The sequence below is a fragment of the Streptomyces sp. NPDC006294 genome, assembly GCF_042870895.1.
In the GTDB taxonomy this organism is placed as follows: Bacteria; Actinomycetota; Actinomycetes; order Streptomycetales; family Streptomycetaceae; genus Streptomyces.
Window position 1 is genome coordinate 52,107 of record NZ_JBIAHV010000016.1, and the last position, 21,578, is coordinate 73,684.

The window sequence follows — 21,578 nt, forward strand, 5'->3', positions numbered from 1 at the left end:
ACGCTCGCGAGCGATGCGGGTCTTGAAGCGCGTCGGCGCGCGGGCGAACGCCGTTCCCGTCGTCCGCGTCGGCGGCCGGCGCAGCCGTTCCAGCTCCGAGAACCGGGAGCCTTCCGGCGTCTTCAGCGTCGCGGCCAGGTCACCGGGCAGCGCCGCGTCGGCGCGGCGGGCGGCTCCCGCGACGGTGGCGTGCCCGCCGCCGCCCTGTTGCTGCGCGTCGACGAGCGGATCGGGCTGACCCGGCCGGACTTCGACGCGCTCGCGGACTTGGCGGCGGCGCTGCAGTGCCGTCGGCTGCCTCTCGGCGTACAGGGGCTGCTTCTCGGCGTCCGGCCTACTTCTTGGCGTCGGCCCAGGCGTGCTGTATCACCAGGTCGGCCTTGACCTCGTTGAGCTGGGCCCGGACGGCCGAGGGGGCCGTGCCGCCGCGGCCGTCGCGGGAGGCCAGCGCGCCGGGGACGTTCAGGACGGTGCGGACCTCCGGGGTGAGGTGCTCGGAGATCTTCGCGAACTGCTCGTCCGTGAGCTGGTCCAGCTCGATGCCCTGCTGCTCGCACTCCTTGACGCACTCGCCGGCGACCTCGTGCGCGACACGGAACGGCACGCCCTGCTTGACCAGCCACTCGGCGATGTCCGTGGCGAGGGAGAAGCCCGCCGGGGCCAGCTCCTCCATCCGCTCGCGGTTGACGGTGAGCGTGGCCATCATGCCGGTGAACGCCGGGAGCAGGACCTCGAGCTGGTCGCAGGAGTCGAAGACCGGCTCCTTGTCCTCCTGGAGGTCGCGGTTGTAGGCGAGCGGCAGGGCCTTGAGGGTGGCGAGCAGCCCGGTCAGATTGCCGATGAGGCGGCCCGACTTGCCGCGGGCGAGCTCCGCGATGTCCGGGTTCTTCTTCTGCGGCATGATCGAGGAGCCGGTGGAGAAGGCGTCGTGGAGGGTGACGAAGGAGAACTCCTTCGTGTTCCAGATGATGATCTCCTCCGCGATCCTCGACAGGTTGACGCCGATCATCGCGGTGATGAACGCGAACTCGGCGACGAAGTCCCGCGAGGCCGTGCCGTCGATGGAGTTGCCGACAGAGCCGCGCTCGAAACCGAGGTCGGCGGCGACCGCCTCCGGGTCGAGCCCGAGCGAGGACCCGGCGAGCGCGCCGGAGCCGTACGGGGAGACGGCGGTCCGTGCGTCCCACTGCCGCAGCCGCTCCGCGTCCCGCGACAGCGACTGCACATGTGCGAGGACGTGGTGGGCGAAGAGGACGGGCTGCGCGTGCTGGAGATGCGTACGGCCCGGCATGGCGACGTCCGGGTGGGCCTCGGCGAGAGCGACGAGGGCGTCCTGGAGGTCGGCGATCAGGCCGCCGATGACGCGGGCGTGGTCGCGCAGATACATCCGGAAGAGCGTGGCGACCTGGTCGTTGCGGGACCGGCCGGCGCGGAGCTTGCCGCCGAGGTCGGGGCCGAGCCGCTCCAGCAGGCCCCGCTCCAGGGCGGTGTGGACGTCCTCGTCGGCGATGGTGCCGGTGAAGGAGCCGTCGGCGACATCGGCCTCGAGCCGGTCGAGTCCGGCCAGCATCCGGGTCAGCTCGTCGTCGGTGAGCAGACCCGCCTTGTTGAGGACGCGGGCGTGGGCACGGGAGCCGGCGATGTCGTACGGCGCGAGGCGCCAGTCGAAGTGCACCGACGCGGAAAGCTTCGCCAGCGCCTCCGCGGGGCCGTCGGCGAAGCGGCCGCCCCAGAGCCGGACGTCACCGTTGTTGCTGCTCACAGCTGAAACTCCTCGGAGTCCTCAAGAGATTGGATGTGCGGCCTCCTCCCCGCTCCGTACGGGGCGGGGAGGCGGTCTGTTCAACGGCCGGGGGTTACGCGAGGTCCCGTCGGGAAGGTCCCGTCGGACTGTGCCCGCAGATCACGCCGCGCGGCGATCTTCTGCGACAGGCCGAAGATCTCGATGAAGCCCTGGGCCTTCGACTGGTCGAAGGTGTCGCCCGAGTCGTAGGTGGCGAGGTTGAAGTCGTACAGCGACTCGTCCGACCGCCGGCCGGTGACGACGGCGCGGCCGCCGTGCAGGGTCATCCGGATGTCACCGGTGACGTACTGGTTGGCCTCGTCGATGAAACCGTCCAGGGCCCGCTTGAGCGGGGAGAACCACAGGCCGTCGTAGACCAGCTCGCCCCAGCGCTGCTCGACCTGCCGCTTGTAGCGGGCGAGTTCGCGCTCGACGGTGACGTTCTCCAGCTGCTGGTGGGCGGTGATCAGGGCGATCGCCCCCGGGGCCTCGTACACCTCGCGGGACTTGATGCCGACGAGCCGGTCCTCGACCATGTCGATCCGGCCGATGCCCTGGGCGCCGGCCCGCTCGTTGAGCTGCTGGATCGCCTGGAGGACGGTGACGGGCCTGCCGTCGACGGCGACCGGGACGCCGGCCTTGAAGGAGATGACGACCTCGTCGGCCTCGCGCTGCTCGGCCGGGTTCGAGGTGTACTCGTAGATGTCCTCGATCGGACCGTTCCAGATGTCCTCCAGGAAGCCGGTCTCGACGGCCCGCCCGAAGACGTTCTGGTCGATGGAGTACGGCGACTTCTTGGAGGTGGCGATCGGGAGCTGCTTCTCCTCGCAGAAGGCGATCGCCTTGTCCCGGGTCATCGCGTAGTCGCGGACCGGGGCGATGCACCGCAGCTCGGGGGCGAGGGCGACGATGCCGGCCTCGAACCGCACCTGGTCGTTGCCCTTCCCGGTGCAGCCGTGGGCGACGGTGGTCGCGCCGTGCTTCTGGGCGGCGGCGGCGAGGTGCTTGACAATCGTGGGCCGCGACAGCGCGGAGACCAGCGGATAGCGGTCCATGTAGAGGGCGTTGGCCTTGATCGCGGGGAGGCAGTACTCCTCGGCGAACTCGTCCTTGGCATCGGCGACCTCCGCCTCCACGGCACCGCAGGCGAGAGCGCGCTTGCGGATGACGTCCAGGTCCTCGCCGCCCTGACCGACGTCCACCGCGACGGCGATGACCTCGGCACCCGTCTCCTCGGCGATCCAGCCGATGGCGACTGAGGTGTCCAGGCCGCCCGAGTAGGCGAGTACGACGCGCTCGGTCACGGGTTTCTCCTTAACGGTGCAAACGCTGATGAGCATAACTATGCAATCCTCCGTATGCTTTGTCAATCGACGGAGAAAAGCGCTGGTCGCGTGCGTGCGGCCGCTCCTACAGTGGCCCGACCGGAACGGCACCGAGGGGGCGTGGGGCATGGGCGGGCGTTGGGACGAGGCGGCGGGCCGCGAGGCCGTCGAGTATCTGCTGGACGGCGTCGCACCGGATCGCGCGCTGTCCTTCACCGACCCGGCCTGCTGGACGTCGCTGGACCAGGCGGTCCGGAGGTTCTGGGTGTACGGGTGGGACGGCCGGGGCGCGCGGACCTCCGCCCGGCTGGGCGCGCGGCAGGAGACGGCCCTGTGCCACCGGGACGGATACGTGCGCGAGCAGGCGCTCGCGGCAGGACCGGAGAGCTCCGCCTTCTGGTACCTGGTGGTGCTGCGGTGCGCGGACTGGGTCGAGCCGGTGCGTCTGCGGGCCCGCCGGCTGCTCGCGGAACACATGCGCGAGCAGCCGGAGCGGGCCCTGCGGGCGCTCACCCCGCTGGTACTGCGGGTGGGCCGGCGGGACGAGGGCGCCTGGGCGCGCGATCTCTTCGGGGAAGCGCTGCGTGCCACCCCGGCCCTCGCGCTCGACGGCGTCCACGGCACCGGGGACGCCACCTGGGACACGGCGACGCGCCGCCTCGCCGCGCGTGTCGTCCTCGACGCCGGGCTGCTGGACGCCCGCGGCCTGGCCCGCCACGCCGCGGAGGCGCTGGACCCCGTCCTGTGCCGCTTGTGGTCGGACGCGGCCCTCGCCGCGATGGCGGCCGGCGGGCCCGACGACGAGGCCGTCGACACCCTGCTCGGTGCGCGCGCACCGCTCGTACGGTCCGCCGGGGTGACCGCGCTGCGGCGGGCCGGCCGCGCCCACGAGGCGACCCGGCATCTCACCGACCGTTCGGGCCTGGTGCGCGCCTGCGCCCGCTGGGCGGTGCGCCAGGACGGCGGCGACCCGCACGCCCGCTACCTCCGACTCTGCGCGGACGCCGCCGCGGTGGCCCCGTACGCGGTCGCGGGGCTGGCGGAGTGCGGCGAGCACGCGGACGCCGGACTGCTCCGCCCACTGCTGGGCCACCCCGTCGCCGCGGTACGGGCGCAGGCGGTCGCGGGGTTGCGGCGACTCGAAGCGGTGCCCGTGGCGGACGTGCTGCGACTGGTGGACGATCCGTCGGCGTCGGTGACGCGCGAGGTGGCCCGGGCGCTGCTGCCGCACGCCGGCCGGCTGTCCGCCGACCGGCTCGCGGAGCGGTTGTCCCCGCGGTGGCCCGCGCCCACCCGTCGTGCGGCGTTCCGTCTGCTGCGGTCGCGCGGCGGCCTTCTTCAACTGAGTTCCGCCGTCGCGCTGTTGGGCGATCCCGACACCGCACTGCGGCGGGAGGCCGAGTCCGCCGTGCAGTTGCGGGCATGGGTGCTCGACGTGCCGCCGGGCGACGCGGAGGTGGACCGGCTGCTCGGGCGGTGCACGCACCTGTTCAGCGGCTTCGTCATGAACGTGCTGCGTGCCCGTGTCGGTCTCGCCGCGGTGCGCTGACGGTGCGTCAGGCGGCCCGGACGGCACCGGCGGCGCGTGGCGGATAGTCCGCGGATGGGGAACGTATGAGCACATCGACGGCCGCCTCCGTGAATTCATCGAGGCGCAGCCGGTCTTCTTCACGGCGACCGCGCCGCTGACCGGGGACGGACACGTCAAACTGTCCCCCAAGGGGCGCAGCGGCACGCTGGCCGTCCTCGACAGGGCGACCCTCGCCTACCTCGACTTCGGCGGCAGCGGCGCCGAGACCATCGCGCACTCCGGGAGGAGGGCAACGGGCGGATCACCCTGATGTGGTGCGCCTTCTCGGGACCGCCGAAGGTGGTACGGGTGCACGGCCGGGGCGAGGCGGTCTTCCGGGACGACCCGCGCTGGGTCGACCTCATCGGCCGCTTCAAGGACGCCGACGGCCCGGGCGCCCGGGCGATCATCGTCGTCCACGCCCGGCGCATCAGCGAAGTCTGCGGCTTCGCGGTGCCGTACATGGAGTACCGGGAGGAGCGGACGCAGCACGCGGAGTACTTCGGGAGGAAGTCGGAGGAGGAGTTCGCGGCGTACTGCGAGAGGAAGGAGCACGTGGGGGTGAGCCTGGACGGCTTGCCGAGTCTGCCGCTGCCGGCGCGACCGGACTGACGCGCCGCTGCGCCTGCGGCGGGCGTGCTCCTTCCCGAACCGGGCTCCGCCCGGACCCGGTACCGCGCTTCGCGCGGCGGCCACAATCCCCGGCGGGGCTGACAGAGCCAGCCCCGCCTGGGGGCACCTCCCACGGCCGCCAGGCCGCAGGGGGCGATCGAGGCGCGGGGGTCCGGGGGCGGAGCCCCCGGTTACGGGAAGGTCCGGGTGGGGGAACACGCCCGCGCAGCGGGCGCTAGCGGTCGTTCTGGGCCAGCCGCAGCAGGTGGTCCGCCAGGGCCTGCCCACCCCCCGCGTCCCGGCTGATCAGCATCAGCGTGTCGTCGCCCGCGATCGTCCCCAGGATGTCGTGCAGCTCCGCCTGGTCGATCGCCGACGCCAGGAACTGCGCCGCCCCCGGCGGCGTGCGCAGGACGACGAGGTTCGCGGACGCCTCCGCGGAGATGAGGAGTTCGCCGGCGAGGCGCCGCATCCGCTCCTCCTTCGCCGACTCGCCGAGCGGCGCCTGCGGGGTGCGGAAGCCGCCTTCGCTGGGCACCGCGTAGATCAGCTCGCCGCCGGTGTTGCGGATCTTGACCGCGCCCAGTTCGTCGAGGTCGCGGGAGAGCGTGGCCTGCGTGACGTGCAGTCCGTTGTCCGCGAGGAGCTTGGCCAACTGGCTCTGGGAGCGCACCGGCTGCCGGTTGAGGATGTCCACGATCCTGCGGTGGCGGGCCGTCCGGGTCTGTGGCACGGACGGCCCGGCGTGCTCGTTGCCCTGCGCGTCGGTCATCGTCGTCTCATTCCCCGGTTCGTCCTTCCCCGTTGCTCGCGTCGAGGACGCCGGGCAGCGCCTGGAGGAACGCGTCCACCTCGGCGTCGCCGATGGTCAGGGCCGGCATGAGCCGTACGACATCGGGCGCGGGGGCGTTCACCAGGAAACCGGCGTCCTGAGCCGCCTGCTGCACCTTCGGTGCGAGGGGCTCGCTGAGCACGATACCCAGCAGCAGTCCGCTGCCGCGGACGTGGGAGACGAGCGGATGGCCGAGGCCCTCGATTCCGTCGCGCAGCTTCTCGCCGAGCCGCTTGACCGTGTCGAGCGCGCCGTCGGCGGCCAGGGTGTCGAGGACGGCGAGTCCGGCGGCGCAGGCGACGGGGTTGCCGCCGAACGTCGTGCCGTGGTGGCCGGGCCTGAGCAGGTCGGCCGCCTCGCCGAAGACGACGGTGGCGCCGATGGGCAGGCCGCCGCCGAGCCCCTTGGCGAGGGTGACGATGTCCGGCTCGACGCCCTGGTGGGCCTGGTGCTCGAACCAGTGCCCGGTCCGCCCGACCCCGGTCTGCACCTCGTCGAGCACCAGTAGCGTGCCCGTGGCGCGGGTGATCGCGCGGGCGGCCTCCAGATAGCCCTTGGGCGGCACGACGACGCCGTTCTCGCCCTGGATCGGCTCGATGATGACGAACGCGGTGTCCTCGGTGACCGCCGCCCGCAGCGCCTCGACGTCGCCGTACGCGACATGGGTGACGTCCGAGGGCAGGGGCAGGAACGGCTCCTGCTTGGCCGGCTGGCCGGTGAGCGCCAGGGCGCCCATCGTGCGGCCGTGGAAGCCGCCGGTGGTGGCGACCATGTGCCGGCGTCCCGTCAGCCGGCCGATCTTGAAGGCGGCTTCGTTGGCCTCGGCGCCGGAGTTGGCGAAGTAGACCCTGCCGGGGCGGCCGAAGAGCTGGAGCAGCCGCTCGGCGAGCGCGACGGGCGGCTCGGCCACGAACAGGTTGGAGACGTGCCCGAGGGCGGAGATCTGGCGGGTCACGGCCTCGACTACGGCGGGGTGGGCGTGGCCGAGCGCGTTGACCGCGATGCCGCTCACGAAGTCGGTGTACTCGGCGCCGTCCGCGTCCCAGACCTTGGTCCCCTCGCCGCGTACGAGGGACAGCTTCGGCGTGCCGTAGTTGTCGGTCATCACGCTCCGCCAGCGCTGCGTGAGTTCGTCGTTGCTCATGATTCCCCCTGTCCGTCGGGCACGACCATGGTGCCGATGCCTTCGTCGGTGAAGATCTCCAGCAGGATCGAGTGCTGGACCCGGCCGTCGATCACACGGGCGGTGTTGACCCCGTTGCGTACGGCGTGCAGGCAGCCCTCCATCTTGGGGACCATGCCGCTGGACAGGTCGGGCAGCAGTTTCTCGAGCTGGGTGGCGGTGAGCCGGCTGATCACCTCGTCGCTGTTCGGCCAGTCCTCGTAGAGGCCCTCGACGTCGGTGAGGACCATCAGGGTCTCGGCGCCCAGCGCCGCAGCGAGTGCCGCAGCAGCCGTATCAGCATTGACGTTGTAGACATGTCCGTCGTCCTGGGAGCGCGCGATCGAGGAGATGACCGGGATACGGCCGTCGGCGAGGAGCGCCGCGATGGCGCCGGTGTCGATCTCGGTGATCTCGCCGACGCGGCCGATGTCGACCAGTTCTCCGTCGATCTGCGGCTGGTGCTTGGTGGCGGTGATGGTGTGGGCGTCCTCGCCGGTCATGCCGACGGCGAGCGGCCCGTGCTGGTTGAGCAGGCCGACCAGTTCGCGCTGGACCTGGCCGGCGAGGACCATCCGTACGACGTCCATCGCTTCGGGGGTGGTGACCCGCAGCCCGGCCTTGAACTCGCTGACCAGACCGTGCCGATCGAGCGCGGCGGAGATCTGCGGTCCGCCGCCGTGGACGACGACCGGCTTGAGGCCGGCCTGGCGCAGGAAGACGACGTCCTGGGCGAAGGCTGCCTTCAGGTCCTCGTCGACCATGGCGTTGCCGCCGAACTTGATGACGACCGTCTTGCCGTAGTGGCGGGTCAGCCAGGGCAGCGCCTCGATGAGGATCTGCGCCTTGGGCAGCGCCGTGTGCTTCCGCGTGGGGCTCTGGGGCGTGCTCATGAGCTGTACGCGCTGTTCTCGTGGACGTAGTCGGCGGTGAGGTCGTTGGCCCAGATCACGGCGGACTCGGAACCGGCGGCCAGGTCCGCGGTGATCTCGACCTCGCGGTACCGCATGTCGACGAGGTCGCGGTCCTCGCCGACCGAGCCGTTCTTGCAGACCCAGACGCCGTTGATGGCGACGCCCAGCTGGTCGGGCTCGAAGGCGGCCGCGGTCGTGCCGATGGCGGAGAGCACCCGGCCCCAGTTGGGGTCCTCGCCGTGGACGGCGCACTTGAGGAGGTTGTTACGGGCGATGGACCGGCCGACCTCGACGGCGTCGTCCTCGCTGGCCGCGTTGATCACCTCGATGCGGATGTCCTTCGACGCGCCCTCGGCGTCACCGATCAGCTGCCGGGCCAGGTCGTCGCAGACGGCCCGTACGGCCTCGGCGAACTCGGCCGCTCCGGGGGTGATCCCGCTCGCGCCGGAGGCCAGCAGCAGCACGGTGTCGTTGGTGGACATGCAGCCGTCGGAGTCGATCCGGTCGAAGGTCTGCCGGGTGGCGTCGCGCAGCGCCGTGTCGAGGGCGGCGGAGTCGAGATCGGCGTCGGTGGTGAGGACGACGAGCATCGTGGCGAGGCCGGGGGCGAGCATCCCCGCGCCCTTGGCCATGCCGCCGACGGTCCAGCCTTCCCCGGAGCCCTCGGCCTGGGGCGACTCCCCGCCCCGGGCGACGGCCGTCTTGTGGACGGTGTCGGTGGTCTTGATGGCGATGGCGGCCTTCTCGCCGCCGTACTCGGAGAGCTGGGCGGCGGCCTGCTCGATGCCCGGGAGCAGCTTGTCCATGGGGAGCAGCACACCGATCAGACCGGTGGAGGCGACGGCGACCTCGCCGGCGCTGTGACCGAGGACGTCGGCCACCTTCTCGGCGGTGGCGTGGGTGTCCTGGAAGCCCTTGGGGCCCGTGCAGGCGTTGGCGCCGCCGGAGTTGAGCACCACAGCGGCGACCTCGCCGCCCTTGAGGACCTGCTCGGACCACAGAACGGGAGCGGCCTTGACGCGGTTGGAGGTGAACACGCCCGCGGCGGCGCGGCGCGGCCCGGTGTTGACCACGAGGGCCAGGTCGGGGTTGCCGTTCTCCTTGATCCCGGCGGCCACACCGGACGCCGTGAATCCCTTGGCTGCGGTCACGCTCACGGCGCAACTCCAATCGTGGAAAGTCCCGTGCTCTCGGGAAGTCCGAGGGCGATGTTCATACTCTGCACCGCGCCGCCGGCGGTGCCCTTGGTGAGGTTGTCGATGGCGCTGATCGCGATGACGCGGCCGGCGTTCGCGTCGAAGGCCACCTGGATCTGGACGGCGTTCGAGCCGTGGACGGAGGCGGTGGCGGGCCACTGGCCCTCGGGCAGCAGGTGGACGAACTCCTCGTCGGCCAGCGCCTTCTCGTACGCCGCCCGCACGTCCTGCGCGGTCGTGCCGGGCTTCGCCTTCACGGAGCAGGTGGCGAGGATGCCGCGGGGCATGGGCGCCAGGGTGGGTGTGAAGGAGACGGTGACCCGCTCCCCCGCGACCGCGCTGAGGTTCTGGACGATCTCGGGCGTGTGGCGGTGGCCGCCGCCGACGCCGTACGGGCTCATGGAGCCCATGACCTCCGAGCCGAGCAGATGCGGCTTGAGCGCCTTGCCGGCGCCGGACGTCCCGCTGGCGGCGGTGATCACGGCCTCCGGCTCGGCGATCCCCGCCTGGTACGCCGGGAACAGCGCGAGCGAGACGGCGGTCGGATAGCAGCCGGGCACCGCGACGCGCCTGGACCCCTCCAGCGCGGCGCGGGCGCCCGGCAGTTCGGGCAGGCCGTAGGGCCAGGTGCCGGCGTGCTCGGAGCCGTAGAACGCCTGCCAGTCGCCGGCGTCCTTCAGCCGGAAGTCGGCGCCCATGTCGACGACCAGCACCTCGTCACCGAGCTGATCGGCGACGGCGGCGGACTGCCCGTGCGGGAGCGCCAGGAAGACGACGTCGTGCCCGGCGAGCACCTCGGGGGTGGTGGGCCGGAGCACCCGGTCGGCCAGGGGCAGCAGGTGCGGCTGGAGCCCGCCGAGGGGCCGGCCCGCGTTGGAGCCGCCGGTCAGGGCGCCGATCTCGACCTCGGGGTGGGCCAGGAGCAGGCGGAGCAGTTCCCCGCCCGCGTATCCGCTCGCCCCTGCGACTGCCACACGTACCGTCATCGAAAATCCTCCTCAGCGATGGCATGACTATACGCAGCAATGCAGGGTTATGCAATGAAGAACCAGTGCGGCCCCGCACCGGAGCGGTGGTGGCAGGACGCCGTCCATCGCCGGGGCGGGGCCGGTGAGGCCGTCCGTCAGCGCGCCTCGGCGGACCGGTCGTCCCGGGCCGCGTTCTTCTCCGCGTTCTTCTCCTTGATGCGCTCGGCCTCCTTGCGCACCTCGGCCTGCGTGGCACGCTCCTGCCGCAGCCAGCCGGGCAGCTCCTGCTTCAGCTCGTCGATCTGCTCCGTGGTGAGCGGCTCCGTGACACCGCCGCGGGCGAGGCCCGCGATGGAGACGCCGAGCTTCGCCGCGACCACGGGCCGCGGGTGCGGGCCGTTGCGGCGCAGGTCCTGCAGCCACTGGGGAGGATCGGTCTGCAGCGCGTTCAGCTCGCTGCGGGTGACGACGCCCTCCTGGAACTCGGTGGGCGTGGCCGGGAGGTACACACCCAGCTTCTTCGCCGCGGTCGCGGGCTTCATCGTCTGGGTGGTCTGGTGCGAGGTCATGAGGCCAAGGGTAACGAGCGTGCGCGGCGCCTCCGGCCACGGTGGCCGCGGCCACGACCGGTAACCTGGCCGGGTGACAGGCTCGGAAGCACCCCCATCGTTCCGGCTCGCCTATGTCCCGGGTGTGACGCCGGCCAAGTGGGTCCGCATCTGGCACGAGCGACTGCCCGACGTCCCCCTCGCCCTCGTCGCGGTGCCCGCCGCCGACGCGCCGGACGCGCTGCGGCGCGGCGACGCCGACGCCGGTCTCGTACGGTCGCCGCTCGACCGGACCGGGCTCAGCGCGATCCCCCTCTACACCGAGACGACGGTCGTGGTGGTCCCGAAGGACCATGTCGTGGCGGCGGTCGAGGAGGTGACCGCCGGCGATCTCGCCGACGACGTCGTGCTGCATCCGCTCGACGACACCCTGGAGTGGGAGAGCCTGCCGGGCCGGCCCGCGATCGAACGCCCCGCCACGACGGCCGACGCGATCGAACTGGTGGCGGCGGGCGTCGGCGTCCTGGTCGTCCCCCAGTCGCTGGCCCGTCTGCACCACCGCAGGGATCTCACCTACCGGCCGGTCTCCGACGCCCCCGAGTCGCGCGTCGCGCTGTCGTGGCCGGAGGACGAGACGACGGACCTGGTGGAGGAGTTCATCGGGATCGTCCGCGGGCGGACGGTCAACAGCACCCGGGGCCGCGCCCCCGCCGCGGCGCAGCCGAAGGCCAAGCGCCCCGAGACGGGCGCGGCCCGTCGCGGGTCGGCGGCGGGCAGCCCGGCCGCGAAGCGCGCCCGCGGCGGATCGCCCGCCCCCAAGGGCGGCGGCAGAAGCGGCGGCAAGGGAAGCAAGCGCGGCAAACCCCGCCGCCGGTCCTAGGGGCCTCTCGTTCGGACCTTGCCGGGCTCGCGTGCCCTGGCACCGCACCTCGCCGCGTCGTCGTCAGTCGCCGATTCCCCCGTAGACCATCCTCCGCCTTGCGACCCGTCCCCTCGGCCCCGGTGGGCCCGGGGAGACCCCATTGCCTCGGCCCCGGTGGGCCCGGGGAACTCCATGCACCAGACCCGCTCACCGATCCGGCCCGAGCCGAACGAAAGACCCCGGCCGCCGACCGGGGCCCGCGCCGGGCGGAGTCCGGCGCCGCGGTGACGCCGCGGAAAAATAATCCGCCCGATTTCCGCCGCCGCTGTCGATCCGGCACAACCCCCTTCGTGTAGAGAGTGAGACCACGGCAGGACGCCGCGGCACCACGAAGGAGGAGCGCCATGACGCAGTACCTGCTCAGCATCTACCAGCCCGACGGTGACGTGCCGCCGCCCGAGGTCCTGGACCCGATCATGCGGGACGTGGAGGCCGTCAACGCCGAGCTCAGGGCGGCCGGCGCCTGGGTCTTCGCCGGCGGCCTGCACGCACCGAGCACCGCCACCGTCGTCCGCTGCAAGGACGACGAGGTGCTCATGACGGACGGCCCGTACATCGAGGGCAAGGAGCACATCGGTGGCTTCACGGTCATCGAGGCCCCCGATCTCGACGCCGCCCTCGAATGGGGCCGCAAGCTCGCTCGCGCGATCACGCTGCCGATCGAGGTGAGGCCCTTGCGGTACGGAAGCTGCGGATGAGTTCCCGTACCCCCGCCGTGCCGACGGCCGTCGTGGAGCGGGTGTTCCGCGAGGAGTACGGGCGCGCGGTCGCGGTCCTGGTACGGCGGTTCGGCGACATCGACATCGCGGAGGAGGCCGTCCAGGACGCCTTCACCGCGGCGGTACGGCGCTGGCCGGACGACGGGCTGCCGCCCCGTCCGGCCGGCTGGATCATCACCACCGCGCGCAACGCGGCGGTCGACCGGCTGCGCCGTGAGGCCGCCCGCGCGGACCGGCACGCCCAGGCGGCGCTGCTGCGGGCGCCCGCCGAACCGGTACGGCCCGCCGAAGCCGCGGAGGAGGGCCCCGTGGAGGACGACCGGCTCCGCCTGATCTTCACCTGCTGCCATCCGGCGCTCGCCCCGGCCGCCCGCGTCGCACTGACGCTGCGGCTCCTCGGCGGGCTCACCACCGCGGAGATCGCGCGGGCCTTCCTGGTCGCGGAGCCGGCGATGGCGCAGCGGCTGGTGCGGGCGAAGGGCAAGATCCGCGACGCCCGCATCCCCTACCGGGTCCCGGACGGTCACGAACTGCCCGACCGGCTCCCGGCCGTGCTGTCGGTCGTCTATCTGATCTTCAACGAGGGCTACGACGCCGGGTCCGGCGACCGGCTGGTCCGCGAGGACCTGTGCGCGGAAGCGGTCCGGCTGGGCCGGCTGCTGGCCGGTCTCATGCCCGACGAGCCCGAGGTGCTCGGTCTGCTGGCGCTGATGCTGCTCACCGAGTCCCGGCGTCCGGCGCGGACCGGCCCCGGCGGCGAGCTGGTGCCGCTGCCCGAGCAGGACCGGCGGCTGTGGGACGCGGAGCTCGTCGCGGAGGGGCAGGCGCTGGTCCGCCGCTGCCTGCGGCGGAGCCGGCCGGGGCCGTACCAGATCCAGGCGGCGATCAGCGCCGTCCACAGCGACGCGCCGGACGCGGCGTCCACGGACTGGGGCCAGGTGCTGCGGCTGTACGACCAGCTGACGGCGATCGCCCCGGGCCCCGTCGTGGCGCTCAACCGGGCGGTCGCGGTGGCCGAGGTCCAGGGCCCGCGGGCGGCGCTGCGGCTGGTCGACGGGCTCCGTACGGAACTGGGCTCGTTCCATGTCCTGCACGCGGTCCGGGCCGATCTGCTGCGCCGCCTAGGGCGTCGCGCGGAGGCGGTGACCGCCTATGAGGCGGCGCTCGCCGGTGCCGGGAACGCGGCCGAGGCGGCGTTCCTGCGGCGCCGGCTCGGCGAGGTCCGCGAGGAGTGAGAAGACGGCGTGCTTCAGGCGACGGCTTCGAGGCACAGGTGCCAGCGGCCCGGTTCGCCGGTCAGCGTCACCGTCGACAGCGGCCGGACGTCGACGTTCCAGTACATCGAGGGGTGGGCCCGCAGCGCGTACACGAACGCCGCCCGTACGACGGCGGGCTCCGCCACGGCGACGATGGAGCCGCAGTCCTGTGCGGGGCGGGTGTCCAGCCAGCCCCCTATCCGCGAGATGAACGCCAGCAGCGGCTCCCCGCCGTGCGGGGCGCTGCGCGGATCGGCCAGCCACGCGTCGACGGCGGCGGGTTCCCTGGCGGTGACCTCGGCGAGCGTGTACCCGCGCCAGCGGCCCATGTCGCAGTCCCGCAGCGCGGGCTGCGCCAGGGGCGCGAAGCCCAGTGCCTCACCGGTCGCCCGGCTGCGCGGGGTGGGCGAGCAGTAGCGCAGCTCGGCCGAGCTGAGCGGTACGAGGGCGTGGGCGGCGATCTGCACTTCGTGCCAGCCCGCCTGGTCGAGCGGCCGCTCGTCGTCGAAGCGCTCGGTGAGCAGCGTGGAGGTGCGCGCGGCTGCGACCAATGTGACCCGGACACTCATGGCGTGATGGTGCTGGCCGACGCCGCACAGGTCAAGGGGTCGCAGACAGCGGAGACCGGTGATTCCGGGCGGTCCGGCGGGGCCCGCGCCCGCCGGTCTCAGTGCGGCGCCTCGCCGTAGGCGGTGCGCAGTCTGCGGACGCCTTCCGTGATCTCCGCCGGGCCCGCGACGCCCGCGAAGCTCAACCGGACGTGCCCGGCGGGAGGTTCGGCGCAGAAGTAGGGGCGGCCGGGTGCCACGGCGACGCCCGCCCGCAGGGCGGCGGCGGCGAGAGCGGTCTCGTCGGCGCCGTCCGGCAGCCGCAGCCACAGGTGGTATCCGCCGGCGGGAATGTGGGGCAGGGCCAGTTCGGGCAGCTCCAGCCGCAGAGCGGCTGTCATGGTGTCGCGGCGGCTCTTGAGCTCGGCGGACACGGTCCGCAGATGGCGGCTCCACGCGGGCGCGCCGACCAGCTCCAGGGCGGCCTCCTGGAGGGGCCGGGGGACGAAGAAGTTGTCGACGACGTGGATGGCGCGGAGCCGTTCGAGCACCGGGCCGCGGGCGGCGAGGAGGCCCACCCGCAGGCTGGGCGAGGTCGCCTTGGTGAGCGAGCTGACGTGCACGACGACGCCGTCGTGGTCGTCCGCCACCAGAGGCGGGAGCAAGGGGCCCGCGCCGGCGTGGACGAGACGGCGGGCGAAGTCGTCCTCCACGACGAAGGCCCCGGCCTCGCGGGCGATCCGCAGCACAGCGGCGCGGCGCTCGGGCCCGAGGACGGCGCCCGTCGGGTTCTGGAAGAGCGGCTGGCAGACGAAGACCCGCGCACCGGTGGCCCGGAACGCCGCCTCCAGCAGCTGTGGCCGTACGCCGTCCGGGTCCACGGGCACCGGCACGGGCCGCAGCCCGGCGGCCCGGGCGATGGCGAGCATGCCCGGGTACGTGGGCGACTCCACGAGGACCGGCGCGCCGGGCGGCGCGAGCGCGCGCAGTGCGGTGGTCAGCGCCGACTGGCCGCCCGCGGTGACCAGCACGTCGGCGGCGGTGACGGTGCCGCCGAGCCCGCGGGCGAACCATTCGCGCAGTTCGGGCAGCCCGTCGATGGGCGGGCGGCCCCAGGCCCCCGGCCGGCGTCCGGCGCGGGCGAGCGCGGCGGCCATGGCGCGTTCCGGCTGGAGGGACGGGTGCAGATAGCCGCTGTTGAACTCGACCACACCCGTCGGCGGCGCGGCGAGGGTGACCAGGACGCCGGCCGCGTCGACCGCTCTCGGCACGATGTCCGCCGCGGCGTCGGCGCTGAGAGCGACCTCCTGCCAGGAGGTGTCGCCGACGGGCGGTGTGTCGGGACGCGGCCCGGCCCGGTAGGCGCCCGCGCCGGGGCGGGTGACGACGAGCCCCTCGGCGACGAGTTGCCCGAGTGCCCGGGAGACGGTCACCGGGGACACCCGGAAGCGCTCGACCAGCGCCCGACTGGACGGCAGCTTTCCACCTTCCGGATAGCGGTCCAGCTCGCTTTTCAGAGAAGACGCGAGGTCAGCCACGCTGCTACGCTCATGCATGACAGCACAGGATAGCGCTACCACCGAGAAGACGATAGCGGTCAGCAGGGGCACGCTGCTCGCCGCGCTGGGCGTCGTCTCGTTCTCCCTGACGTTTCCGTCCACGGTCTGGGGCCTCGAGAGCTTCGGCCCGTGGTCTCTGACCGCGCTGCGCGGCGTGCTCGCCGCGGCGGTCGCGGGCGCGTTCCTGCTGGCGCTGCGCGTGCCGCTGCCGGAGCGCCGCCACTGGGCCGGCCTGGCGACGGTCGCCGCCGGCGTGGTCGTGGGCTTCCCGCTGCTGACGACGCTCGCGCTGCGTACGTCGACCTCCTCGCACGCCGCCGTGGTCGTGGGGCTGTTGCCGCTGACGACCGCGGCGCTCGCCGCGCTGCGCACCGGCGGCCGGCCGTCCCGTACGTTCTGGGCCGCGGCGCTCGCCGGCGCGGCCGTCGTGATCGCGTTCACGGTCCACGAGAGCGGTGGTGCGCTGCACACGAGCGACCTGTATCTGTTCTGCGCGCTGCTGGTGTGCGCCGCCGGCTACACGGAGGGCGGCCGGCTCGCCCGGGAGATGCCGGGCTGGCACGTGATCGGCTGGGCGCTGGTGCTGTGCCTGCCGCTCGCGCTCGCCGGCTCCGCCGTGGCCCTGTCGTACGAGCCGGTCGACCTCGGCGTGCGCGGCGTGACCGGGCTGCTCTGGGTCGCGGCCGGGTCCACGTTCTTCGGTCTGTACGTCTGGTACCGGGGCATGGCCGAGATCGGTGTCGCCAGGGCCAGCCAGCTTCAGCTGGCCCAGCCCCTGCTCACGCTGGTGTGGGCGGTGCTGCTGCTCGGCGAGGACCTCTCGCCCACGGCCCCGCCGGCGGCGGTCGCCGTTCTGGTGTGCATCGCCGCCACCCAGCGGTCCCGCAGCTGAGGGTGCGGCGGGCCTCCCCGGCCGTAGACTCGAAAACGGACCATTCGACACATCGAGCCGCTTCGAGGAGGTCCCTCCCGATGCAAGCGAACGTGGGCGACACACTGCTGGTGCACGGCAGGACCGTGGGACAGCACGACAAGGTCGCCGAAGTCGTCGAGGTGCTGGGCCCTCAGGGCAGTCCGCCGTTCCGCGTCCGCTTCGAGGACGGGCACGAAGCGCTCATGTCCCCCGGGCCCGACACCGTCGTCAGGCACCACGAGAAGACCTGAATCCGCCGCTCCGGCGCCGGCGTCAGGCCGGCGGCCGGACCCTGGACGGGTAGTGGTCGGCCACGACCTCGGACATCGCGCCGATCGGGTCGGCCACGACCTCCGTCGCGGAGAAGTAGCAGTGACCGCCGACCTCCGGATATCTCTTGGCGTACGTGAGGTGCCGGGAGAGTTCCGTCGGGTCCTGCCACGCCTCCGGCTGTCCCGGCGCACCGGCCTTGTAGAGGGCCTCGCCGATGAAGAGGTCCACGCCGGTGCCGCTCGCCACCTCGGCCCACCAGGGCACGAGCGTCTCGTAGTCGGCGGGCGCGAAGCCCATGTGCCAGTAGACCTGGGGTACGACGTAGTCGATCCAGCCCTCCTTGACCCAGCGGCGGGTGTCCGCGTGCAGGTCGTCGTAGGTCTGCACGCCGGCCTCGGTACGCGAACCGAGCGGGTCCGTCGCCGCGTTGCGCCACACGCCGAAGGGGCTGATCCCGAACCGGACGTGCTTCTTCGCGGCCTTGATCCGGGCGGCCGTCTCCCGGACCAGCCGGTCGATGTTGTCCCGGCGCCACGCGGCCTTGTCGGTGAACCCGCCGCCGTACCGGGCGAAGGTCGCGTCGTCGTCGAAGACCAGGTCGGGGACCGGATACGGGTAGAAGTAGTCGTCGAAGTGGACCGCGTCGACGTCGTAGCGGACGACGGCGTCCAGCATCGCGTCCTGGACGAAGCGCCGGACCTCCGGTACGCCCGGGTCGTAGTACAGCTTCCCGCCGTACGCGACGACCCACTCCGGATGGACCCTGGCCGGATGGTTCTCGACCAGGCGCGTCGGGTCGGTGTGCGTGGCCACGCGGTACGGGTTGAACCAGGCGTGCAGCTCCAGGCCGCGCCGGTGCGCCTCGCGCACCGCGGTGCCGAGCGGGTCCCAGCCCGGGTCCTGGCCCTGGACGCCGGTCAGGTACTGGCTCCACGGCTCGTGCGGCGACGGCCACAGGGCGTCGGCGGTGGGCCGCACCTGGAGGACCACGGCGTTCAGCCGGCGCTCCACCGCGGTGTCGAGGTACGACAGCAGTTCGGCGCGCTGCCGGTCGGCCGTGAGGCCCGGCCGCGAGGGCCAGTCCCGGTTCGCGACGGTGGCGAGCCACATCCCGCGGAACTCCGGCTTCGTCTCCCGGCGGCGCTTCTCCCGGGCCCGCGACCGGTCCTCGGACGCGGCACGTCCGGCGGCCGCGTCCCCGGCCGTCGCGAACGCGGCGAGTGCGCCGACCGCCGTCACCACGAACCCTCTTCTACCGAAACGCCCCATTTACCCACCCCTGTCGGACTCGGTGTGCACCGCCGTGTCCGCAGAGCATGCCCGCCCCGGGCGCTCGAGCACCCACACATCCGGAGTAACGTCGTGGGGTCGGGCGGGCGCCGGAACCATACGGGGGACCTGCCGAAGGATCAGCGAAAGGCACGAGGTGACGGACTCAATGGCCGACATTGCACGCGTCGGAGTGGTGGGTTGCGGCCAGATGGGCGCGGGCATCGCGGAGGTGTGCGCCCGCAGCGGCCTCGAGGTGAAGGTGGCCGAGACCACGGGCGAGGCCCTGGAGATCGGACGCACCCGGCTGTTCAACTCCCTCTCGAAGGCCGCCGAGCGCGGCAAGATCAGCGAGGAGGAGCTGAACGCCACCCTGGAGAGGCTGAGCTTCACGACCGACCTCGGGGAGTTCGCCGACCGCGACCTCGTCATCGAGGCCGTCGTGGAGAACGAGCAGGTCAAGACCGAGATCTTCCAGGTGCTGGACCAGGTGGTGACCCGCCAGGACGCGATTCTCGCGTCCAACACCTCCTCCATCCCGCTGGTGAAGCTGGCCGTCGCGACGTCGCGCCCCGACCAGGTCATCGGCATCCACTTCTTCAACCCGGCCCCGGTGCAGAGGCTCGTCGAGCTGATTCCCGCGCTGACCACCTCCGAGGAGACCATCAAGCGGTCGGAGGCCGTGGTGCAGCAGGTGCTGGACAAGCACCCGATCCGCGCCCAGGACCGCTCCGGCTTCGTGGTCAACGCCCTTCTCATCCCGTACCTCCTCTCGGCGATCCGGATGTTCGAGTCGGGCATCGCCTCGCGCGAGGACATCGACAACGGCATGGAGATGGGCTGCGCCCACCCCATGGGACCGCTGAAGCTCTCCGACCTGATCGGCCTCGACACGGTGGCCTCGGTCGCCGACAGCATGTACGCGGAGTTCAAGGAGCCCCTGTACGCCGCTCCCCCGCTGCTGCAGCGGATGGTGGACGCGGGCCGGCTGGGCCGCAAGACGGGCTCCGGCTTCTACACGTACTCCTGAGCCCCGCCACCGGGCCGGCCCGGCCGTCAGCCGAGCCGCAGGTGGTGCAGCATCAGCAGCCCGGCCGCCATACCGGCGGCCGGGACCTCGCCCCGGGCGATCATGTCCGGCACCAGCTTGAGCGGGACCCACTCGCGGCGCGAGGACTCGAAGTCGTCCACGGGGTGACCGGTGTACGTGGCGTCCTCCGCCCAGTAGAGGTGGTGGCGGGCGTCGGTGAGACCGTTGGACGGCTCCACGGTCAGCAGATGCCGGAGAGGGCCGGGCCGCCAGCCGGTTTCCTCCTCCATCTCCCTGGCCGCCGCCGCCCGGACGTCCTCGCCGTCCTCGACGACACCGGCGGCCAGCTCCCACCCCCAGCTGTCGGTGATGAACCGGTGCCGCCAGAGCATCAGCACCTCGTTGGCCTCGTTGACCGCCGTCGCCACGGCGACCGGACGGAGACGGACCAGGAAGTGGTCCAGGTGCCGGCCGTCGGGGAGCTCGACGTCCGCGAGCCTGACCCTGAACCACCGGTTCTCATACACGGTTTGTTCGTTCAAGTTCGTCCACTGCACGTTTCTGCCGCCTTCCGACAAGAGGATGGCAACATGGCAGCAGGAGCGCGGTCAGAGGGGAACGCGCAGCGCCCCTCCGATGAGTTCGGCCGTCTCCTTCGCGCCGGCGCAGCCACTGGCCGCCAGATGCTCGCGCACCGCCCGCAGCCGGTCCCGCAGCCGCTGCGACTCCATCCCCCTGGCCCGCTCCAGCATCTCCGCCGCCGTCCGCGCCGCACGGTCCGGCTCACCCTGCCGCAGCTCGATCTGGCACAGCATCGCGAGCCGGTGCACCCGTCCCCGGTCGTGCGCCGGCGTGCCGACGGCGGCCGCCGCGTGCGCCCTGGCCGCCGTGAGATCGCCCAGACCGAGCAGCGCCTCCGCGACCTGTACGTCGACCAGGCCCGGCTCGACATAGCCGGTCTCGTCGGGCTCGTGCCCCGGACGGATCCGACCGGCCTCCGACTCCGCACGCCGGACGCACGTCAGCGCGCCGGAGGCATCGCCGAGATGGGCGTACGCCTTGGCCTGCATCGCGTACAGGTCGGCGGCGAGGGCCGGGGTGATCCGCCGGCCGGCCGCGCGCAGCGCCGCCTCGGCGAAGGCGACGGCCTGCCGGTGCTCGGACAGGAACAGCGACTGGTTGACCAGCAGCGCGATGACGTACGCGCCGAGCCCCCGGTCGCCGCTCGCCTTCGCCAGGCGCAGCGCCTGGTGGAAGTAGCGCTGGGCAGGGCCCTGCGCGTCCGAGTCGTACGAGCAGATGCCGGCCACCGCCACCAGGCCCCCCGCGGCCCGGTGCAGCCGGCGGCCCAGCGCGTCGCCGTACGAGCCGCGCAGAAGCGGCGCGGTCTCCGCGTTGAGGAAGCCGACGACGCGGGCGCGGGTCGCGACACCGCCCGTCCGCCGGTACATCAGCTCATAGTGCGCGCGGGCGGCGCGGAGCATCTCGACGTCTCCGGCGGCGACCCGGGTACGGCCGTCGCGCGAGACATCCGTGTCCTCCGGCGGGTTCTCCCACTCCCAGACCGGCATCACGGCGGTGGTGCCGGTGACGGCGGGCGCGGCTTCCTGTGAGTCGCCGTACGGGCGTTGCCGCTGCTGGGCCTCGTAGCGCCACTGCGCGGTGGCCCGCTCCACGAACCCGGACAGCGACGAGCCGTGCGGCACGGCGCGGTCCGGCGCGGGTACGCCGAGACCGATGTCGTCGAGGGTGACCGCGCGCCCCAGCCGGCCCGCGAGCACCTCGCAGATCAGGTCGGGGACCTGGCCGCGGGGCCGCTGGCCCTTCAACCACCGTGCGACTGCGGTGTGTTCGTACCGCAGCGCAAGTCCCCTGGCCGCGCCCGCCCGGTTGACACGGGCGGCGAGCCCCGCGTGCGAGAAGCCGGCCTCATCGAGCAGGGCGTCGAGCAGGGTGTTGGGCAGGGCGTTGGGCTGCATGGCACCCTCCCGGTGACTCGAGTCCGCTCAGGGTAGTGGAGAGGCGCGTTCGCACGGGGTGTGAACGCAGTGCGCCTTTCCTTGGCTCGCGTGCGCTGCCGGCGGGTGGGCGGGGGGCTGTTGACTGAACTGCCTCTTCGGGAGGCGACCGGGCCGCCGGCTCCCCCTCGTACAGTGCGGTGGCCCTTCGGCGCCGTTCG

The 21,578-nt window shown here is 72.8% G+C and carries 20 protein-coding genes and 1 pseudogene; 8 read left to right on the top strand and 13 right to left on the bottom strand.

Annotation, left to right across the window (positions count from 1 at the left end):
• Positions 1-334: 334 nt before the first annotated feature.
• Together argH and ACFYOP_RS26395 are read right to left on the bottom strand one after the other, a co-directional pair.
• Entirely contained in the window at positions 335-1,762 is a 1,428-nt protein-coding gene (gene argH / locus ACFYOP_RS26390; protein WP_356895018.1) for an argininosuccinate lyase, read from the bottom strand.
• A gap of 80 nt (positions 1,763-1,842) precedes the next feature.
• Positions 1,843-3,087, bottom strand: a complete 1,245-nt coding sequence (locus ACFYOP_RS26395) for an argininosuccinate synthase (protein ID WP_356895020.1) — start codon at positions 3,085-3,087, stop codon at positions 1,843-1,845.
• A 148-nt stretch (positions 3,088-3,235) separates the two neighbouring features.
• Here ACFYOP_RS26395 and ACFYOP_RS26400 point away from each other — a divergent pair, with 148 nt between their 5' ends.
• Both ACFYOP_RS26400 and ACFYOP_RS26405 read left to right on the top strand, forming a co-directional pair.
• The gene (locus ACFYOP_RS26400) at positions 3,236-4,657 is read left to right on the top strand and encodes a hypothetical protein (protein ID WP_356895022.1); all 1,422 of its coding nucleotides are present in this window, start codon (positions 3,236-3,238) and stop codon (positions 4,655-4,657) included.
• 43 nt (positions 4,658-4,700) lie between these two features.
• Positions 4,701-5,290: pseudogene (locus ACFYOP_RS26405) on the top strand (pyridoxamine 5'-phosphate oxidase family protein).
• Positions 5,291-5,525: 235 nt separating this feature from the next.
• Here the strand turns inward: ACFYOP_RS26405 and ACFYOP_RS26410 are convergent.
• The 6 genes from ACFYOP_RS26410 to ACFYOP_RS26435 all read right to left on the bottom strand — a co-directional run bounded on the left by ACFYOP_RS26410 (position 5,526) and on the right by ACFYOP_RS26435 (position 10,931).
• Positions 5,526-6,062 carry an arginine repressor gene (locus ACFYOP_RS26410; RefSeq protein WP_356895024.1) on the bottom strand — a complete coding sequence of 179 codons (537 nt, stop codon included), beginning with the start codon at positions 6,060-6,062 and terminating at the stop codon, positions 5,526-5,528.
• A 7-nt stretch (positions 6,063-6,069) separates the two neighbouring features.
• Positions 6,070-7,266: an acetylornithine transaminase gene (locus ACFYOP_RS26415; protein ID WP_356895026.1), complete on the bottom strand. Its 1,197-nt coding sequence runs from the start codon at positions 7,264-7,266 to the stop codon at positions 6,070-6,072.
• Positions 7,263-8,177, bottom strand: a complete 915-nt coding sequence (argB, locus tag ACFYOP_RS26420) for an acetylglutamate kinase (protein ID WP_356895028.1) — start codon at positions 8,175-8,177, stop codon at positions 7,263-7,265. Before argB ends, ACFYOP_RS26415 begins: the two co-directional genes overlap by 4 nt.
• A complete protein-coding gene (gene argJ, locus ACFYOP_RS26425) occupies positions 8,174-9,355 on the bottom strand; it encodes a bifunctional glutamate N-acetyltransferase/amino-acid acetyltransferase ArgJ (protein WP_356895030.1) in 1,182 nt (393 codons plus the stop codon). Before argJ ends, argB begins: the two co-directional genes overlap by 4 nt.
• On the bottom strand, positions 9,352-10,380 hold the full coding sequence (argC, locus tag ACFYOP_RS26430; RefSeq protein ID WP_356895032.1) for an N-acetyl-gamma-glutamyl-phosphate reductase: 1,029 nt from the start codon (positions 10,378-10,380) through the stop codon (positions 9,352-9,354). Before argC ends, argJ begins: the two co-directional genes overlap by 4 nt.
• 137 nt (positions 10,381-10,517) lie before the next feature.
• A complete protein-coding gene (locus tag ACFYOP_RS26435; protein WP_356895034.1) occupies positions 10,518-10,931 on the bottom strand; it encodes a DUF5997 family protein in 414 nt (137 codons plus the stop codon).
• A 73-nt stretch (positions 10,932-11,004) separates the two neighbouring features.
• Here ACFYOP_RS26435 and ACFYOP_RS26440 point away from each other — a divergent pair, with 73 nt between their 5' ends.
• The 3 genes from ACFYOP_RS26440 to ACFYOP_RS26450 all read left to right on the top strand — a co-directional run bounded on the left by ACFYOP_RS26440 (position 11,005) and on the right by ACFYOP_RS26450 (position 13,786).
• Positions 11,005-11,790 carry a LysR substrate-binding domain-containing protein gene (locus ACFYOP_RS26440; protein ID WP_356895036.1) on the top strand — a complete coding sequence of 262 codons (786 nt, stop codon included), beginning with the start codon at positions 11,005-11,007 and terminating at the stop codon, positions 11,788-11,790.
• A 386-nt stretch (positions 11,791-12,176) separates the two neighbouring features.
• Entirely contained in the window at positions 12,177-12,530 is a 354-nt protein-coding gene (locus tag ACFYOP_RS26445) for a YciI family protein (protein ID WP_356895038.1), read from the top strand.
• Positions 12,527-13,786: a sigma-70 family RNA polymerase sigma factor gene (locus ACFYOP_RS26450; RefSeq protein ID WP_356895040.1), complete on the top strand. Its 1,260-nt coding sequence runs from the start codon at positions 12,527-12,529 to the stop codon at positions 13,784-13,786. Before ACFYOP_RS26445 ends, ACFYOP_RS26450 begins: the two co-directional genes overlap by 4 nt.
• 14 nt (positions 13,787-13,800) lie before the next feature.
• On the opposite strand, the gene ACFYOP_RS26455 is transcribed toward ACFYOP_RS26450, so the two are convergent.
• Positions 13,801-14,376 carry a histidine phosphatase family protein gene (locus tag ACFYOP_RS26455; RefSeq protein WP_356895042.1) on the bottom strand — a complete coding sequence of 192 codons (576 nt, stop codon included), beginning with the start codon at positions 14,374-14,376 and terminating at the stop codon, positions 13,801-13,803.
• A gap of 98 nt (positions 14,377-14,474) precedes the next feature.
• Positions 14,475-15,911, bottom strand: a complete 1,437-nt coding sequence (locus ACFYOP_RS26460; protein WP_356895044.1) for a PLP-dependent aminotransferase family protein — start codon at positions 15,909-15,911, stop codon at positions 14,475-14,477.
• On the opposite strand from ACFYOP_RS26460, the gene ACFYOP_RS26465 reads away from it, so the two are divergent.
• Both ACFYOP_RS26465 and ACFYOP_RS26470 read left to right on the top strand, forming a co-directional pair.
• Positions 15,910-16,806 (top strand): DMT family transporter, encoded by an 897-nt coding sequence (locus ACFYOP_RS26465; protein ID WP_356895046.1) that lies wholly within the window; start codon positions 15,910-15,912, stop codon positions 16,804-16,806. The two genes, ACFYOP_RS26460 and ACFYOP_RS26465, sit on opposite strands and share 2 nt — an antisense overlap.
• Positions 16,807-16,886: 80 nt before the next feature.
• Positions 16,887-17,078: a DUF1918 domain-containing protein gene (locus ACFYOP_RS26470; protein ID WP_356895048.1), complete on the top strand. Its 192-nt coding sequence runs from the start codon at positions 16,887-16,889 to the stop codon at positions 17,076-17,078.
• A 22-nt stretch (positions 17,079-17,100) separates the two neighbouring features.
• On the opposite strand, the gene ACFYOP_RS26475 is transcribed toward ACFYOP_RS26470, so the two are convergent.
• Positions 17,101-18,369 carry a family 10 glycosylhydrolase gene (locus ACFYOP_RS26475; RefSeq protein ID WP_356895050.1) on the bottom strand — a complete coding sequence of 423 codons (1,269 nt, stop codon included), beginning with the start codon at positions 18,367-18,369 and terminating at the stop codon, positions 17,101-17,103.
• Between the two features lie 169 nt (positions 18,370-18,538).
• Here ACFYOP_RS26475 and ACFYOP_RS26480 point away from each other — a divergent pair, with 169 nt between their 5' ends.
• Entirely contained in the window at positions 18,539-19,399 is an 861-nt protein-coding gene (locus tag ACFYOP_RS26480; protein ID WP_356895052.1) for a 3-hydroxybutyryl-CoA dehydrogenase, read from the top strand.
• Positions 19,400-19,425: 26 nt separating this feature from the next.
• Here the strand turns inward: ACFYOP_RS26480 and ACFYOP_RS26485 are convergent, their stop codons facing one another.
• A complete protein-coding gene (locus ACFYOP_RS26485) occupies positions 19,426-19,956 on the bottom strand; it encodes an NUDIX domain-containing protein (protein WP_356895054.1) in 531 nt (176 codons plus the stop codon).
• A 51-nt stretch (positions 19,957-20,007) separates the two neighbouring features.
• Positions 20,008-21,378 (bottom strand): transcriptional regulator, encoded by a 1,371-nt coding sequence (locus ACFYOP_RS26490; protein WP_356895056.1) that lies wholly within the window; start codon positions 21,376-21,378, stop codon positions 20,008-20,010.
• Positions 21,379-21,578: the final 200 nt, after the last annotated feature.

Bases quoted from the DNA above. Each gene is read 5' to 3' on its own strand.
- ACFYOP_RS26400 (WP_356895022.1), top strand. From the start codon at position 3,236: ATGGGCGGGCGTTGGGACGAGGCGGCGGGCCGCGAGGCCGTCGAGTAT.
- ACFYOP_RS26410 (WP_356895024.1), bottom strand. From the start codon at position 6,062: ATGACCGACGCGCAGGGCAACGAGCACGCCGGGCCGTCCGTGCCACAG.
- ACFYOP_RS26415 (WP_356895026.1), bottom strand. From the start codon at position 7,266: ATGAGCAACGACGAACTCACGCAGCGCTGGCGGAGCGTGATGACCGAC.
- argB (WP_356895028.1), bottom strand. From the start codon at position 8,177: ATGAGCACGCCCCAGAGCCCCACGCGGAAGCACACGGCGCTGCCCAAG.
- argC (WP_356895032.1), bottom strand. From the start codon at position 10,380: ATGACGGTACGTGTGGCAGTCGCAGGGGCGAGCGGATACGCGGGCGGG.
- ACFYOP_RS26435 (WP_356895034.1), bottom strand. From the start codon at position 10,931: ATGACCTCGCACCAGACCACCCAGACGATGAAGCCCGCGACCGCGGCG.
- ACFYOP_RS26445 (WP_356895038.1), top strand. From the start codon at position 12,177: ATGACGCAGTACCTGCTCAGCATCTACCAGCCCGACGGTGACGTGCCG.
- ACFYOP_RS26450 (WP_356895040.1), top strand. From the start codon at position 12,527: ATGAGTTCCCGTACCCCCGCCGTGCCGACGGCCGTCGTGGAGCGGGTG.
- ACFYOP_RS26455 (WP_356895042.1), bottom strand. From the start codon at position 14,376: ATGAGTGTCCGGGTCACATTGGTCGCAGCCGCGCGCACCTCCACGCTG.
- ACFYOP_RS26465 (WP_356895046.1), top strand. From the start codon at position 15,910: ATGACAGCACAGGATAGCGCTACCACCGAGAAGACGATAGCGGTCAGC.
- ACFYOP_RS26460 (WP_356895044.1), bottom strand. From the start codon at position 15,911: ATGCATGAGCGTAGCAGCGTGGCTGACCTCGCGTCTTCTCTGAAAAGC.
- ACFYOP_RS26470 (WP_356895048.1), top strand. From the start codon at position 16,887: ATGCAAGCGAACGTGGGCGACACACTGCTGGTGCACGGCAGGACCGTG.
- ACFYOP_RS26475 (WP_356895050.1), bottom strand. From the start codon at position 18,369: ATGGGGCGTTTCGGTAGAAGAGGGTTCGTGGTGACGGCGGTCGGCGCA.
- ACFYOP_RS26480 (WP_356895052.1), top strand. From the start codon at position 18,539: ATGGCCGACATTGCACGCGTCGGAGTGGTGGGTTGCGGCCAGATGGGC.
- ACFYOP_RS26490 (WP_356895056.1), bottom strand. From the start codon at position 21,378: ATGCAGCCCAACGCCCTGCCCAACACCCTGCTCGACGCCCTGCTCGAT.